The 14,815-nt window shown below is 64.5% G+C and carries 16 protein-coding genes and 1 tRNA gene; 11 read left to right on the top strand and 6 right to left on the bottom strand.

The window, feature by feature from the left end:
- Nucleotides 1-37: 37 nt before the first annotated feature.
- The 10 genes from A5744_RS01500 to A5744_RS01455 all read left to right on the top strand — a co-directional run bounded on the left by A5744_RS01500 (nucleotide 38) and on the right by A5744_RS01455 (nucleotide 8,306).
- On the top strand, nucleotides 38-286 hold the full coding sequence (locus tag A5744_RS01500; protein WP_076057839.1) for a hypothetical protein: 249 nt from the start codon (nucleotides 38-40) through the stop codon (nucleotides 284-286).
- Nucleotides 286-1,209, top strand: coding sequence for an NADP-dependent oxidoreductase (locus A5744_RS01495; protein ID WP_076057838.1), 924 nt, complete (start codon nucleotides 286-288; stop codon nucleotides 1,207-1,209). The genes A5744_RS01500 and A5744_RS01495 overlap by 1 nt, the downstream gene beginning before the upstream one ends.
- A 17-nt stretch (nucleotides 1,210-1,226) precedes the next feature.
- Nucleotides 1,227-1,661: a cupin domain-containing protein gene (locus tag A5744_RS01490; protein ID WP_076057837.1), complete on the top strand. Its 435-nt coding sequence runs from the start codon at nucleotides 1,227-1,229 to the stop codon at nucleotides 1,659-1,661.
- Nucleotides 1,662-1,719: 58 nt separating this feature from the next.
- Nucleotides 1,720-2,262 (top strand): hypothetical protein, encoded by a 543-nt coding sequence (locus tag A5744_RS01485; protein ID WP_240562929.1) that lies wholly within the window; start codon nucleotides 1,720-1,722, stop codon nucleotides 2,260-2,262.
- Entirely contained in the window at nucleotides 2,259-3,761 is a 1,503-nt protein-coding gene (locus tag A5744_RS01480; protein WP_076057836.1) for an NAD(P)/FAD-dependent oxidoreductase, read from the top strand. The genes A5744_RS01485 and A5744_RS01480 overlap by 4 nt, the downstream gene beginning before the upstream one ends.
- The gene (locus tag A5744_RS01475) at nucleotides 3,758-4,693 is read left to right on the top strand and encodes an NADP-dependent oxidoreductase (protein WP_076057835.1); all 936 of its coding nucleotides are present in this window, start codon (nucleotides 3,758-3,760) and stop codon (nucleotides 4,691-4,693) included. Before A5744_RS01480 ends, A5744_RS01475 begins: the two co-directional genes overlap by 4 nt.
- Before the next feature lie 50 nt (nucleotides 4,694-4,743).
- Nucleotides 4,744-5,136, top strand: coding sequence for a Rid family hydrolase (locus A5744_RS01470; protein WP_076057834.1), 393 nt, complete (start codon nucleotides 4,744-4,746; stop codon nucleotides 5,134-5,136).
- A gap of 173 nt (nucleotides 5,137-5,309) precedes the next feature.
- Nucleotides 5,310-6,779: an MFS transporter gene (locus tag A5744_RS01465; protein WP_240562924.1), complete on the top strand. Its 1,470-nt coding sequence runs from the start codon at nucleotides 5,310-5,312 to the stop codon at nucleotides 6,777-6,779.
- Nucleotides 6,780-7,055: 276 nt separating this feature from the next.
- Nucleotides 7,056-7,835 (top strand): SDR family oxidoreductase, encoded by a 780-nt coding sequence (locus A5744_RS01460; protein WP_076057833.1) that lies wholly within the window; start codon nucleotides 7,056-7,058, stop codon nucleotides 7,833-7,835.
- A 57-nt stretch (nucleotides 7,836-7,892) separates the two neighbouring features.
- A complete protein-coding gene (locus A5744_RS01455) occupies nucleotides 7,893-8,306 on the top strand; it encodes a four-helix bundle copper-binding protein (protein WP_076057832.1) in 414 nt (137 codons plus the stop codon).
- Between the two features lie 283 nt (nucleotides 8,307-8,589).
- Here A5744_RS01455 and A5744_RS01450 read toward each other — a convergent pair whose 3' ends face one another.
- Entirely contained in the window at nucleotides 8,590-9,804 is a 1,215-nt protein-coding gene (locus tag A5744_RS01450) for a cytochrome P450 (RefSeq protein WP_076057831.1), read from the bottom strand.
- Nucleotides 9,805-9,995: 191 nt separating this feature from the next.
- On the opposite strand from A5744_RS01450, the gene A5744_RS01445 reads away from it, so the two are divergent.
- Nucleotides 9,996-10,550: a TetR/AcrR family transcriptional regulator gene (locus A5744_RS01445; RefSeq protein WP_076057830.1), complete on the top strand. Its 555-nt coding sequence runs from the start codon at nucleotides 9,996-9,998 to the stop codon at nucleotides 10,548-10,550.
- 179 nt (nucleotides 10,551-10,729) lie between these two features.
- On the opposite strand, the gene A5744_RS01440 is transcribed toward A5744_RS01445, so the two are convergent.
- From A5744_RS01440 to A5744_RS24770, 5 genes are all read right to left on the bottom strand, one after another.
- A tRNA-Arg gene (locus tag A5744_RS01440) sits at nucleotides 10,730-10,802 on the bottom strand.
- Nucleotides 10,803-10,853: 51 nt separating this feature from the next.
- A complete protein-coding gene (locus A5744_RS01435; RefSeq protein WP_083679168.1) occupies nucleotides 10,854-11,678 on the bottom strand; it encodes an LLM class F420-dependent oxidoreductase in 825 nt (274 codons plus the stop codon).
- 25 nt (nucleotides 11,679-11,703) lie between these two features.
- Nucleotides 11,704-12,768 carry a poly-gamma-glutamate hydrolase family protein gene (locus tag A5744_RS01430; protein WP_076057828.1) on the bottom strand — a complete coding sequence of 355 codons (1,065 nt, stop codon included), beginning with the start codon at nucleotides 12,766-12,768 and terminating at the stop codon, nucleotides 11,704-11,706.
- Between the two features lie 119 nt (nucleotides 12,769-12,887).
- Nucleotides 12,888-14,375: a sigma-70 family RNA polymerase sigma factor gene (locus A5744_RS24775; protein WP_076057827.1), complete on the bottom strand. Its 1,488-nt coding sequence runs from the start codon at nucleotides 14,373-14,375 to the stop codon at nucleotides 12,888-12,890.
- Between the two features lie 163 nt (nucleotides 14,376-14,538).
- The coding region (locus A5744_RS24770; protein ID WP_205866276.1) for a hypothetical protein at nucleotides 14,539-14,815 on the bottom strand (277 nt) is incomplete at its 5' end.

Here is a 14,815-nt window from a genome sequence, read left to right as displayed (position 1 = left end):
GATGAATGCTGGCTCAACGGCTGGGAGCGGAGGGTAAGTGCAGTCGACGATGTACCAGATCTGCATTCGAGGCCGCTTGACCGAGCGGCTCGGGTGCGCGTTGGAAGGAATGCGCTTCGAGGCCGGTGCGACCGAAACCGTGTTCACTGGCGAAATCCACGACCAGTCACAGCTTTACGGACTTCTCGACCGAGTCCGTGATCTCGGCCTTGAGCTCGTCAGCTTACAACCGCACCCCGGTGCTGACCTCACGACAACCACAACCCACATCAGGAAGGGCCTGTAATGCAAGCCATCACTGTTTCAGATCGTGACGCCGGTGTCGCCGGCCTGTCCCTCACTGACCTGCCCTACCCCCAGGCGGCCGACAACGACGTCGTCGTGCGGGTACACGCCGCGGGTTTCACACGCGGGGAGCTTGACTGGCCGCACACCTGGATCGACCGTGCGGGTCGCGACCGGACACCGAGCGTGCCCGGGCACGAGCTGTCAGGGGTCGTGGTTGAGTTAGGGTACGGCACAACCCTTTTGAGCGTCGGCCAGCGGGTGTTCGGGCTCGCCGACTGGGCCCGCAACGGCACGCTCGCGGAGTACACCGCCGTAGAAGCCCGTAATCTCGCCCCGCTGCCGATGGACATCGACCACACAGTGGCTGCGGCGTTGCCGATCTCTGGATTGGCTGCCTGGCAGGGACTGTTCGATCATGGCCGCCTTGCCGCCGGACAAACGGTTCTGATCCACGGCGCCACGGGTGGGGTTGGGTCGATCGCGGTCCAGCTCGCTCGCGAGGTCGGTGCGCGCGTCATCGGCACCGGTCGAACCACAGACCGTCAGCGTGCGGGGGAGCTCGGCGTCCACACCTTTCTCGACCTTGAAACCGAAAAGCTCGAGGACGCAGGCGAAGTAGACGTGGTGTTCGACGTGATCGGCGGAGAGATCCTCGCCCGATCGGCGGCTCTGGTGCGGGCTGGCGGAACACTGGTCACCATCGCCGAGCCGCCGAAGACCCAGCCGAACGACGGACGGGCAGTTTTCTTCCTTGTCGAAGCCGATCGCGGGCAGCTCGCGGACCTCGCCACGCGAGTTCGGGATGGGCGCCTCAAGCCGGTCATTGGCGCTGTGCTACCACTCGCCGAAGCTCCTACCGCATTCGCGCCCGACAAGCGCATGACTGGCAAGACGATCCTGCGCGTAGCCGAAGACTGGTAAGGAAAGGCAGCTAACAAATGGTCCTAAGACTACCGCTCGCCGCACTGGCTATTGCGTTTCTGCTCGCGCCGACGGCTCACGCTGAGCCGGCGCCAGAGAATTCGGATCAAACCCCGTCTGTCCGCCCAGTTTTCAACCAACCTTCTAATGTTCCGGGCAAGTCAATTGAAGCAGTGACCGTCAGCTATCCGCCCGCAGCTAAGAGCGGAGCTCACCACCACGCGAAGTCGGCGTTCATCATGGCATACGTGATCTCCGGAGCGATCCGCAGCCAAGTCGAGGGTGAGCCTGCACGCGTCTATCACGCCGGTGAGACGTGGAGTGAAGCGCCCGGCGCGCACCACACGATCAGTGAAAATGCCAGCGCCACCGAACCCGCTGAATTACTCGCAGTGTTCCTGCTTGATACCGGAGACGGCCCACTCACCATGGCCGACAACGCGAGAAAATGAACCGCTGCGTTAGCGATGCGAGATGTTCGCACCGTTCGGCAATTTGAAGAACTTGTCTATGTCCGTAATACGACTCAGGGGACCAAGCGCCATCCGGACTGTCCGGATCGCACTACGCTTGTCGCTTGCCGCAGCCTTTCTGTCCGCTGTTGCCGACCGATTCGGCTGGTGGAAGACGTTGGGGCAGGGTAGCTGGGGGAGCATGAGGGCCTTCGCCGGATATGCCCACCAGCTTGTTCCGTTTGCTTCTGGATGGTTACTAACCGCCATTGTGTGGGCTGCCACCGCCGCCGAAGCGACATTGGGAATCTTGCTTCTGGCCGGCTGGCGGCCAAAACTGGTCGGCGCGGCGACTTGCTTGCTGCTCATAGTATTTGGGACTGCGATGGCTATATCCCTCGGTATGGAATCGCCGCTTAGCTACAGTGTCTTCTCCGCAGCAAGCGCAGCCGCGGCCTACGCGATACTTGGCACAACATCGCGGCCACCACACACGACTGAGACCACACCCCACCGGCCCCTTATCGAGTTCGCGAACTCGAAGCATGCCGATTGGCGATGCTGCAGGCCAACTTTGCCAATCATTGGAAGTAACCGATGAAAGCTGGCAAAGACTTCGACGTGGTTGTCGTGGGCGGCGGGGTGGGCGGTGTGGCCGCGGTGCGGAAGCTTGCGTCCGTCGGCCTTTCCGTAGCGCTTGTTGAGGATCGACTGGTCGGTGGAGAGTGCCATTACTGGGGCTGCAATCCGAGCAAAACACTGCTTCGCCCGATCGAGGTGTTCAATCTCGCAAAGGCAGTTCCTGGTGTGCGAGAAGCTATTTCGTGCGACGGACTGGACGTTGCAGCCGTCTTCGCGAAACGCGACGAGATCATCGAGCACCTCTCGGACCAAGACCGAACAGCATCACTGCGGCAAGCCGGTGTAGCGGTTTTTCATGGCTTCGGCCAGTTGAGCGGCCAGCGGACTGTGCGCGTGGCCGGTGGCGATAACACCGACGCCGTCTTGGAGGCACGCCACGCGGTCGTGCTGGCCACCGGCACTCGTCCTAACGTGCCCGAGATCCCTGGGTTGGCACAAGCATGCCCGTGGACCAATCGGGACCTAACGACCATGACAAAAGTGCCACCTCGCGCGCTGGTGGCGGGTGGCGGGCCCGTCGGTGTCGAGTTCGCGACCATCCTGACCGGTTTGGGCTCAGCGGTAACGCTTCTGGTGCGTGGGGACACCCTGCTTCCCCACTGCGAACCCGAAGCCCGCGACCTGGTCGCGCAGTCACTGCGAAGCAAAGGCGTCACGATTCACTTTGAGACGGAGTTGTCGGCCGTAGCACGCCCGGTAGCGGGCGGGCCCGTCACTGCCACTTTCCACGACCTGACCATCGAGGTAGACGAGATCGTCCTGGCCGCCGGGCGGCGCACTAACACCGACAACATCGGACTGGAAACCGTTGGCCTGCCATGCGGCGGGTTTGTTTCTGTGAATGACCATCTCCAGGCGGTCGGCGTCACAGGCGATTGGCTCTACGCCTTGGGAGATACCACCGGGCGTGCTCGGCTGTCCCACATCTCCACCTACCACGGCCATGTGGTGGCCGACATCATCACGGCCCGCGCCGCGGGGCGAGAACTGTCCGGGAGCGAGCTGGCTGCCCGTGATGCGGGCAATCTCGCGCAGGTTATCTTCACTGAGCCACAAGTAGCCACTGCGGGGCGCACGGAAAGTCAGGCCCGAGCAGAAGGATTCGTGGTACGGACGCGAACTGCCCGTTACCCCGGCACCCTGTCATTCCTGGCCCTTTTCAGGGATGAATTCCAAGGATGGGCGAAGTTGGTCATTAACGCCGAGACCAACACACTGCTCGGAGCGACATTTGTCGGCCCGGAGTTCTCGGAACTGGTTCAAGCGGCCACCCTGGCTATCGTCGCAAAGGTCCCAGTCAGTCTCCTACGCCATGCTGTCGCGCCACATCCGACGGTCAATCAGATCTGGGATCTGCTACTCGCCCAAGAGTCCGAACTTGCCCCATTACTGAAAAGCGCGGGGCAGCAGCTGAGAGGAGCCGCAATGACCTACGACTCGCCGGTCGTCTCGCTATGACCATGCTCGTAGCGGGGGTTCGCGCATTCGGTGGCAAGGTGGAGATGCTGGAAGTGGACGATCCGCGGCCGTTGGCAGGCGACGAGGTTCTCATCGACGTTCGCGGCGCCGGGGTTGGCAACTGGGACAACATCATTCGGACCGGCGGCTGGGATGTTGGCACCAGGCCTCCGCTGGCGCTCGGCGTCGAGGCTACCGGTGTCATCGAGGCCGTTGGCGACCGCCCAAACGGATTCACTGTGGGCGATGAGGTGCTGTGCCACCCCGTGCCGCTGCGCGACCAGGGCACGTGGGCGCCGTTTTTGATCGCACCCGTCGGGTCGCTCGCTCGCAAACCGCCTGCGATTTCGTGGGAGATCGCAGCGATCTTTCCGGTGCCCGCGTTGACTGCCGAGCAGGTGGTCGCCGAGGCGCTGGCCCTTCACGGTGGAGAGACGTTGCTCGTCAATGGTGCGGGTGGAATCACGGGCGGGCTCATCGTTCAGCTGGCCGCTTTGCGGGGCATCGATGTGCTCGCCACCGCCAGCCCCCGCAGCTCCGACCGAGTCCGGGGGTATGGCGCCCGCGACGTGATCGATTACCGCGATCCGATGTGGCCACAGCAGGCAAGGGCGTTGGCGAACGACTCCATCACCGCGGTCGCCAACGCCGCCCCTGGGGGCGCTACTGCTGCGATGACCGCGCTTGCCGACGGCGGCCGGCTTGCCACCATTACCCCAGACCCCCCTGCGGCCACCCGCGGCATCAGCGTGACCGCGGTTTACGTCCGTTCCGACCGCGCTCAACTCGACCGCCTCACGGCCCTACTCTCCTCCCGTCGATTGAGCATGCCCACCCCGCGTTCCTGCGGTCTGGATCAGGCTGCCGGCGCCCTCGCCGACGTCGTGGCAGGCCACGAGCCCAGCGGAGTGGTCGTCACGAAAGGCATCTGACGAAATTGCCATCGCACCCCGAAAAACCGCCCTCAACAAGGAGTCTCGAGATGACCACCATTACCCCGATCCACACGGGCGTGGCCGCTCACATCGGCAAATACGCCGACGCCGTTGCCGTATCCGGTGGCGGTGGCACACAGATTTTCGTGTCGGGCACGCCTGGGCTGCGCGAAGACGGCACCGTGCCCGAGGACTTCACCGACGAGGCCCGGCAGTGCTGGGCCAACGTCGAAAGGGCGCTCGGCAAGGCCGGTGCCAAGCTCACCGACATTGTCTACATGCGCCAATGGGTCACCAGCCGTGACAATGCGTTCGCCTACTTGGCGGTGAGCAAAGAGGTCATCCGCCACGAGCCCGCCGCCATGTTCAGCATCATCGACGGACTGGTGTGGCCCAACATCCGCGTGGAAGTTGAAGTCATGGCCATCGTGCCGGCGTGAGCGATCCGAGTGCCAAGATGAGCGCCCGCCGCTTCGACACCGACGTCGCCGTCGTCGGGGTGCGAAAGGATCCGGTTGTCTACGGGAAAGAACGCCCGCGGTTGTGAGCGAATGACCATCACACGCAACTATTCTGGCGCGCCGTCGTCGTCAAGTGCCGAACGGCCCCCGCAGTGACGTTGCGCGACGCGGCACCGACCAGCCGCGCGATGGTGGTCGCAGTGCTGGTGTCGATGGTTGCGTTCCTCGACTCCACCGTGACCAACCTGGCTCTGCCGGCCATCGAGCACGATCTCGGCGGCGGCCTGGCCTTGCAGCAATGGATCGTCGACGGCTACCTGCTGGCGACGGCGGCTGCGATTCTCCCTGGCGGGTCCATCTCGGATCTCTACGGGCGCGTTCCGGTGATGCGGTTCGGGCTGTTGGCTTTCGGGGCCGGCTCGGTTCTGGCGGCGGTTGCCACCTCACCGGCAATGCTGATCACCGCGCGTTTTGTCCAGGGCCTGGGTGCGGCGTTCCTCGTGCCTGGCTCGCTGGCGTTGATCAATACAGTGTTCGACAAAGCACACCAGTCTGCGGCCATTGGCGTCTGGACCGGATGGACGGGAACCGCCTTCGCGTTGGGCCCCCTGCTGGGCGGAATGTGCGTCGATTTCCTAGGCTGGCGTTGGATTTTCGTGTTGTCAGCGATTCCAATGGCGACCGGGTATGCACTGACGTTCTGGCTGTGCCCGATGTCGAGGCGGGTCGCAGGCGCCCGTGTCGATACCGCCGGGGTGGCCCTGTCGGCGATGGGGCTGGCCGCGCCCGCGTATGCGTTAATCGAATCGCAGCACTACGGCTGGACCGACCCAATAGTCATCACGCCATCGGTGATCGGGATTGCCGCACTGACCGGCTTCGTGTACTGGCAGCGCCGCAGCCGGTGCCCGATGCTTCCATTGCCGTTGTTCACATTTCGCAATTTCGCTGCCGCCAATCTTGTCACCGTGTTCGTCTACGGCGCGTTGACACTGGGGTCGCTCGCCATCACCCTCTACACCCAAGAGATCGGCGGCTACTCGGCCACGGCAACCGGACTGACCACCCTGCCGATCCCCGTGCTGTCGTTCGTTTTCGCGCGTCAAGTCGGTCGCTTCGCCGGCCGCGTTGGACCACGTGCGTTCCTGATCGCCGGCCCCGCGTTGGCGGGGATCGGGCTGCTGCTGATCCGCCCAAAACCTCACGGATTTCACGCGATCCCCGATCTCGTCCCCGGGATGACGGTGCTGGCCTTCGGGCTGGTCGCGACTATCACACCGCTGACGTCGGTGACACTGGCCTCGGTCCCGACTGAATACAACGGCCTTGCGTCGGCGATTAACAACGCCGTCTCGCGGCTGGCCGCGCTGATATCGATCGGGTCAATAGGCCTGATTAGCGTTGGCACGGCGAGCGCCGCCGGATTAGCCCACGTGCTAGAGGTGAGCGCCGCACTGTTCGCCCTGGGCGCGTTGTGTGCCGCCCTGTTGATAACCAATCCCCCTGCCGGGTGCCAACCTGTGCCCTGTGACGTTGCGGCGTTGTGCCGCGACCGGCCCGGTGTGCAACCGGCCCTGGCCAGCAGCCCCTCGATCGCGACGGGACCATCCCCTCCGCAGTAGTCGTTTCGGCATTGACACAACGCCGCAAACGGTCGACACTGCGCCCGCGCAGCTTTATCCATCCACGCTTGGGTTCATGGCGGCGCATAACTCACCCGGGTGAACTGGTGGTTGGGGTGATGACAGCTCACCCCGCGTGGCGGCAATCTCGGTACGACCACAACCGGGTGGATGGCCGGCCCGCTTGCGGAGGCCGTGTCGAAATCCCGGCATGCCCAAGAAATTTCGGCGAAAGCACGAAACCGAAGTGACCAGAGCAACTCTGAAGGGTTCATCATGAAGATCGTAGTCATTGGCGGGCGTGGGCTGATCGGTTCGAAAGTAGCGTCCAAACTCAGCGCGCAGGGACACGACGTGCTCCCCGCTTCCCGCCGATCGGGTGTCAATTCACTCACCGGTGAAGGCCTCGCCAACGCCGTCGCCGGTGCGGATGTCCTGGTCGACGTCGCCGATTCACCACTGTTCGACGATGAACCCGTGATGCACTTCTTCACGACCGCGACCACGAATCTTCTGTCTGCTGAACAGCACGCGGGAGTCAAACACCATGTCGCGTTGTCGGTCGTGGGCTCGCAGGTCATGCCGGATAGCGGCTACAACACCGCGAAAGCAGCTCAGGAAAACCTGATCAGGGAGTCAGGCCGGCCCTATTCGATCGTGCGGGCAACTCCGTTCTATGAATTCGCGGTTGGCTTGGCCGATTCCGCGACCGACGGAGATATTGTCAGGCTGCCACACGCGTTGTTCCGTCCTATCGCGGCCGACGATGTCGCTACCGCCGTCGCACGCGCGGCTGTCGGGCCCCCGATCAACGGAGTTACGGAGATCGCTGGACCCGAAGCAATCGGAATGGATGACTTTGTCCGTATGGGCCTTGCTGCGATTGGTGATCAACGTCGGGTCGTGACTGACGCCCAGGCCCCATACTTCGGTGCGGTGATCGACGATCACACCCTGGCGCCCGACGAGAACGCCACCATCTTCGCCACTCGATACGTCGACTGGATCGACGCAAACTCCAGCCGTCGCATTTGGAGATATTTGAATGGGACTTAAGTTAACCCAATCGCGCCAGCCTGCCCTCGCTTTCACAACCGAACAGGAGCACGACCAATGAGCACTACAAGCAAGATGCTAGAAAGCCATCCCCACCCATTGGGACAGATCGACCGGGTAAAGCTAACCGCAGCTATCGACGCGTGCGCCGAGTGTGACCAGGCCTGCACCGCCTGCGCCGACGCGTGTCTTAGCGAAGACGATGTCGATCACCTCACCAAATGCATACGCACGTGCCTAGATTGCGCTGACATCTGCGCAACGACGAGCCGCGTATTGTCGCGCCAAACGGGTTACGACCCCAATCTCACCAAAGCAGCGCTAGAGGCGTGTATAACCGCATGCAAGGCAAGCGGGGAGGAATGTGCCCGGCACGCAGAACATCACGTTCATTGCCGCATCTGTGCGGAAGTCTGTCGTAGCTGCGAGCAGGCATGCCGTGACTTGGCCGCATCTGTCAATCGGACGTAGCGAATGGTGGATCATGGGTGACGTGCTCGATGCCCCTGGCCTGACCATCACCTTGCCTTCTGAGCAGCCGCTGCCGCGTACGATCTTCATCCCGCCGTTGGCGCACGTATTGTGAAACGCCTTGATGCTGAGGCCCTTTGGGCGCACGACCACGATGGATTGCCGCCTGATTGTGTACTCGTAGTAGCACCCGGGAGAGGGGGATTTCCTCTTCGCGGCACGCGGGCTGCCAGACCTGTTGTCGCGCTCAAAGACAGCGGCGCAATCGGCTGAGTAACCCAACCTATTGGACGGCCAACTCAAGACGATTTAGGCGCCGGACGAGGATGCTGGGCAACCACTCTCCGACGTCGGTCGCCTCGATCCAGGTGGAGCGTTCCAACAGCGTCCGAAATACGATCTGGGCCTCGAGTCGTGCCAGCGCAGCGCCGATACAGAAGTGCACGCCCTTGCCGAATGTCACGTGGCCTTTGGCACCGATGCGATCAAGACGGAATTCGTTTGGCGCGTCGAAGTGTGCCGGGTCGCGGTTCGCCGCTCCCCACATCAGCAGTAGGTGAGCGTTGGCGGGCACGTCGACTCCGCCGAGGGTCGTGTCGCGCCATACGTGCCGGTAATGCCCCCGGAACGGTGCCTCGTAGCGGAGCGCCTCTTCGATGAAGGCGTTCAACAATTCGGGGTTCTCCCGCACCTGCTTTTGGATCTCTGGACGGTCGGCGAGAATCCACGCGGCGCTGCCCAGCAAGGAAGCCGTGGATTCGCCGGCGGCGCTGAACAGGGTGAGCATGATGCCCAATGCCACGGTCTGGTCCACCTCGCCCGAGGCGTAGCGTGCGGCCATGTCGGGAATCAGGCCGGATTCAGGTAGGGCACTTGCGTTTTCAAAATGTTCCAAGACGTAACCCGACAGTTCGAATGCCGCGGCTCCTGCCGCCTCGAGCTGCGCGGCCGTGACGACACCATCGAGCAGCGTGGTGGTGGCGAAGCCCAGCCGAATGAGATTGTCGACATCGGTGTCGGGCAGGCCCAGCAGCTTGGCGACCACCATCATGGGCAGGCGGTTGGCCATCGCGCTCATCCACTCGATGCGCCCCTCGTGCAGATTCTCGTCCCAGAGGTGCTCGGCGACGTGGCTCGCGAATTCTTCGATGATGCGGACGCGTTTCGCGGACAGATGCGGCAGCAGGATTTTGCGGTGCATCGCGTGTGCCGGATCGTCGGCGGTGGCCAAGGCGTGGCCGGGACTTCCAGCCTCGATCATTGGGAACGGGGCGACCGTCCCATCCTCGTGGTAGACCATGGTCGCGCTGAGGTTGGACGAGAAGTCCTCGACCCGGTTGACCGCATCGATCACCGCATCCCAGCCGCACACAGCGTAGAACTCCGAGTTACCGATGCGGTGCACCGGCGCCTCGGCGCGCATACGGTCGTAAAGCGGATACGGATCTTGCAGAGCCTCGGCGCCGAAGAACTGGATCGGATTAGCCAAGACGGTCATCCTTTCAGGCTGGAAGAGGCCGTGAGCAGCGTCAATGGTGGCTACCAAGGTTGATAAACGCCTGGTCGCACTACCCACGCCCCTCCAATCGCCTGCACCACACCACCAGCGGGTTATGCTGAGAAAAACGTGCAAAAAATCTCAACCTGAGAGAAATTTTTCAGCGCACCGCAGCTCGGGAGCACTTTCAGATGCCACAGAACGATTGGCTGCTGGGACGGGATCGCCGCGGCGAGGCCGCCGAACGGATCTACGCTGCGGCCGCCGACCTCATTTCCCACGTCGGATACGACGCCTTCACCATCGAGGCCTTGGCCGCCAAGGTCCATTGCTCACCGGCGACGATCTACCGGCATGCCGGCGGCAAGGCGGCCATCCGTGACGCCGTTGTCGCCATTCAGGCGAACCGGATCGTCGACACGGTGCGCGACGCGATCAAGGACCTCACCGGACCGGACCGGGTGGTGACCGCCACCATCCTTGCCCTGCAACGCATGCATTCAGATCCCTTGGTTCAGCTCATGCAGTCAATGCAATTGGCGCCGGGCAGCGAGTGGCTCACTACCTCACCAGTCGTTGCCGCCTTTGCCTCCGAAATGCTCGGCCAGGACCACCCCGACCCGCTGGCCGCGCAATGGCTGATCCGCGTCTTCCTCGCGCTGTGGTGCTGGCCGCTGAAGGACCCCGCTACCGAACGCGCCATAGTGGAGCGATTCCTCCGCCCGTCCTACATCAACAACACCTGAAAGCCGAGATCATCGACCAAACACTGCAACGACGCAGGGCGCGCCGCCGCCCATCGCCTGCGTTAGACCGATCCGCGGATCTGAGACCTGGCGCGAATCCGCTTCTCCCCGAAGCTGACTGATTACCTCGGCGGCCTGGGCCAAACCCGTCGCGCCGAACGCGTGACCGCACTCGCTTGTGCCCCCGGCAGGATTCGAACCTGCGACACCGGCTTTAGGAGAGCCGTGCTCTATCCCCTGAGCTACGGGGGCGGACGGGCTGAGCTTACCGGCAACCGGCACGCAGACCGCGGGCTGCGAACGTCAGCGCAGCTCCGCGATGACCTTGGCGAACGCGTCGAGGTTGTTGTCCTGGACCGTGAAGGACGTCAGGCCGTACTTTTCACGCAGCCCGGACAGCGTGTCGGCCATCTCTTGGGGCGACCCGCTGAGCACCGACGTCATGGACAGCAATTGCTCATCGGAGAGGTCCGGCGCGTACTGACGGGTCATTCGCAGGTCGGGCGCGGTCTCTCCCTCGGGCGGCATCGCCGTGATCACCATGTTCAGCTCCAGCTGATCAAACCGATCGCCCGCGGCGTTGCGCACGAACTCGATGCGTTCGGCAAGCGGGTCGTCGACGTCTCGGACCCTGGCGCCGGTCAGCCCGATGATGTCCGCGTGCCGTGCGGCCAGGGTCAGCACGCGATCGCCGTTGCCGGCGATCAGGATTGGCGTCGTCGGATGGTGTTCCTTCAGATAGGTCGTCATGTGTTCGAGGTAGTCGACCCGCGCTCCGGCACTCGGGTAGGGCAGCTCCGCGGCCTCGAATTCTTCCTTGACATAGCCGGTTCCGAGCCCGATCTCGAGGCGCCCGTCACTGAGCACCTCCACCGCCTGCAGGTCCCTGCTCAGCAGGGCCGGCTTGTAGAAGGCGGCATTGAGCACATACATGCTCAGCCGCAACCGCGTCGTCACCATCGCGACCGCGGTCAGCGTCGGGCACGGTGCCGCCGCACCGAGATGGTCGGGCACGCACAGAATGTCGTAGCCGAGGTCTTCGGCTCGCTTCGCCTTGTCCACCAATTTCTCGCGGGACTTGAAGAACCGCATGCTCATCGAAAAGCGAAAATCTTTGGCCACCAACAACCTCCGTTCAACCAGCTGAGGACAATTACCAGGCGCGCGCCGCCGCAGCCAAGCCCTGCACCAGGGCGGTGGTGACCGGCGACAAGCCGTCGGGACCCGGCAGCGGGCTGCGCGGGCTCAGGCCCCTGACGCGAACGGACAGCTCCAGTTGTGTTCCGCCGTTGCGCGCCCGGTTGACCGGGTTGTCCGGATGTAGGCCTCGCAGTTCGTGCGGGATGTCGTCGAGATCGGTGACGACCTGATAGCCCGTCAGCCGGATGTGCCGCGCCAGGTGGGCGGCCAGCTCTCGATTGCGCCCGCCGGCCAGCAGCTGGGTGCTGCGACCGATGCGGCCGTAGCCGTGCAACGACACCGCGACGTCGACATGATCGAGAAACTCGGCCAGTCGGGTGGATTCGCCGGGCTGGAACATGACCGACGGCAGGTGATGCGGGTAGTGGTCGGGATGGCGCACCACATACGCCGACGCGTCGGCGGCCTCGGCGGCGCGTTCGGCAATGACGTCGGTCATCTGCTCCAGGCCGCCGCCGTGGATGGCAAGGAAACCGAAACGCGACCGCAGCTGGCTGGACTCGATCACGCCGGGCTCGTTCAACAACGCTGAAAGTGACTGTGGCCCAGGGCCAGAACGTGGTCTCGCGGATGCCGGGCGAGGCCAGCGTGTTGGGTCCCAGCGGTGCAGGAAGTCGATCCAGCGTTGCGGAAGCCCGTGGTGCAGCGCGCCGTCGATGATCCGCGGCAGGTAGCCGGGCCGCGGCGGACCCGGAGTCACCCGGTCATCGATGTAGACCCAGGCCGGTGCGGGCCCGTCGTTGGTCGTTACGGTGAGCCGGTCGCGGCGGTAGCGCACCGGCACGCCTTCGGCGCTGTCCAGGGTGGCCAGGTCGTGATCGGAGATCTGCCAGAGCACCCCGTGCACCTGGTTACCGGTAAACGGCTCGACAGTGGCTACCCCGCGCTCGTTGATCAGCCAGTCGTGGTCGGACAGGATCGCCGGTCGCGGATCGGCGGCGTCCGGACAGCGCAGCGCCATCTGGTTGACGCACAGATTCGACCCATATGCGAAATAGGGGTGCCTGCGAGCCAGCATCTATTCAGTCACCGTCTGGGTGCTGAGATCTTGAACCAAGCTAACTCCCGCGAGCCTTTCCACGGATGACAACGCTCCCAATAGTGCCGCACAGGGCTACCTGCGCGCCACGTACGGGGTCACCGGATGACGGGCGGTGGCGACGGGGCGGAGTGGGTGGGAACCAAGGGCGGTGGAATCACCGGGACGGAAGAAACGGGACCCCTCGGGGGTGTAACCCGGACCGGCGGCGGCGTCACCACCGGCGGCGGCGTCACCACGACGGGTGGCGGCGGCACGACGATGGGTGGCGGCAGCACTACGACCGGCGGCGGCGCCAAGATCGGTGGGGGCGGCACCACCGGTGGAACGATCGGTGGGGGTACGACCGGAGGCTGGGCGGTGAGTATCGGTGGGGGGACCGTGGCTGCCGGCGGCTGGACGGGTGCGGGCGTAAAAGCCGGAGGCACAGTTACTGCCGGCGCCGGGGGTGGTGCTGGGTTAGCGGGGATAGTCGCGGCGCTCGGCGGCGCTGCCGGTTTCATGGGCGCGGGCGCGGTCCCAGTCATCTCGGTCGGCGTGACGGCGGTCTTGTGGTGGTACAGGAAAGTGAAAGCCAGCCCCAGCGCGGCGAAGAAGGCGGCGGCGAACAACGCGATCCACGGGATGATCCGCCGAGCTCGCCGCGGTTCGGCGTTGTCGAAGTAGCCCTCGTCGTCCGACGCTGTGGCGGCTACCGGCGACGCCATGGTCGGTGCGTCCGCGGCGCAATGGGACAGGGTGGGGCTGTCGGCGTCCGTATCCGTGGTGAGCCTGTGGCCCGCGGAGGTCAGCCGGACCTTGTCCAGTGTCTGGTCCCTCAGCCAGGCGGGGGCGGGGATGAACACCGGGGCGCCGAGTAGCGCGGCCGGGCTGACCAGGCGGCGGCGTTCCTCATCGCAGGTCGGGCAGGACTCGATGTGGCGGCTGATGCGTTTGCGCATCAGCACGCTGAACCGTCCATCCCAACCCTCCAGGATCGTGCGCAGCTCAGGGCACTTGTCGGCGGTGTGTTGGGCGCGTCGGGCCACCAGCAGCGCACCGAGCGACGTTTCGATGGTGCTGCGCAGCCGCGACACCATCTTGTTGGCGGTGCCGGGGCTGACCTCCAGTGCTTCGGCCAGCTCTGGTCCGTCGAGGCCGTGGCGGTAGGCCAGCTCCAAGACGGTGCGGTCGCGGTCGACGAGCCCACCCGCGGCCTCAGCGATCAGGTCGGCCAGCTCGTTGCGCGCGGCCAGGGTGTCCGGGCCGGCTTCGTGCGACGCGGCCTCCGGCAGTTCATCGGAGGCTTGCTCGCGACGGCGGTTCCGGATGCAGCGCAGGGCTTCGTTGCGGGCAATGGCATACAGCCAGGGGCGCAGCCGGTCGGGCTCACGCAGTTTGGGCAGCTGGGTCGCCGCGGCACAGAACACGTCTTGCACGCAGTCGGCGGCGGCGTCGCGGTCGCGGACCATGCCCACACAGAAGTCGTGGAGCCGGTCGGCGTAACGGTCATAAATCATGGCAAACGCGCCTCGATCACCCGTCGCCGCCGCGCGGGCCAACTCCGCATCGCTGACGATGTCCCAATTGGACAGTGCGGTTGTCACGTCGCTTCCCCAACCATGAGGTGCCGGTGCCGGTGCTGAAAGGACCGGCGCTGCGAATAAGTGTGCGCGCACGCGGGTGAAATGGCACGAGAAAATTCCAGCTCGTCGACGGGAAAGCGGGTGAGGCCGGGATCAAGTCCCGGCCTCTTCCCACGAGTCGGCCTCACTGGCAGACGCCCTGCACAAGGTGATGGGGGGGCAGGCACAGCGACGGCGGTGGCGGCAGCGGTGTCAGCTTCGGGGGCGTAGGCAGTTTCGGTGACGGCGGCGGTGGCAGCTTCGGCGGCGAAGGCGGCGACGGTTGCTGCGGTGGCTGAACCGGCACCCAGACGACCGGTGGCGGGGCGTTCACGATAACGACCGGGCCGGGGATGCTGCGCGGCATCTGGGGCGACCCGGATCGGTACCGCGAGACGTACTGGTCGAAATTCGCCGACAAA

This window comes from Mycobacterium sp. IS-1264 (genome assembly GCF_001954195.1).
Taxonomy (GTDB): domain Bacteria; phylum Actinomycetota; class Actinomycetes; order Mycobacteriales; family Mycobacteriaceae; genus Mycobacterium.
This window is presented reverse-complemented; position numbering and strand designations above follow the sequence as displayed.

Coding starts and splice junctions, on each gene's coding strand:
- A5744_RS01495 (WP_076057838.1), top strand. CDS start 286: ATGCAAGCCATCACTGTTTCAGATCGTGACGCCGGTGTCGCCGGCCTG.
- A5744_RS01490 (WP_076057837.1), top strand. CDS start 1,227: ATGGTCCTAAGACTACCGCTCGCCGCACTGGCTATTGCGTTTCTGCTC.
- A5744_RS01485 (WP_240562929.1), top strand. CDS start 1,720: ATGTCCGTAATACGACTCAGGGGACCAAGCGCCATCCGGACTGTCCGG.
- A5744_RS01480 (WP_076057836.1), top strand. CDS start 2,259: ATGAAAGCTGGCAAAGACTTCGACGTGGTTGTCGTGGGCGGCGGGGTG.
- A5744_RS01475 (WP_076057835.1), top strand. CDS start 3,758: ATGACCATGCTCGTAGCGGGGGTTCGCGCATTCGGTGGCAAGGTGGAG.
- A5744_RS01470 (WP_076057834.1), top strand. CDS start 4,744: ATGACCACCATTACCCCGATCCACACGGGCGTGGCCGCTCACATCGGC.
- A5744_RS01460 (WP_076057833.1), top strand. CDS start 7,056: ATGAAGATCGTAGTCATTGGCGGGCGTGGGCTGATCGGTTCGAAAGTA.
- A5744_RS01455 (WP_076057832.1), top strand. CDS start 7,893: ATGAGCACTACAAGCAAGATGCTAGAAAGCCATCCCCACCCATTGGGA.
- A5744_RS01450 (WP_076057831.1), bottom strand. CDS start 9,804: ATGACCGTCTTGGCTAATCCGATCCAGTTCTTCGGCGCCGAGGCTCTG.
- A5744_RS01445 (WP_076057830.1), top strand. CDS start 9,996: ATGCCACAGAACGATTGGCTGCTGGGACGGGATCGCCGCGGCGAGGCC.
- A5744_RS01430 (WP_076057828.1), bottom strand. CDS start 12,768: ATGCTGGCTCGCAGGCACCCCTATTTCGCATATGGGTCGAATCTGTGC.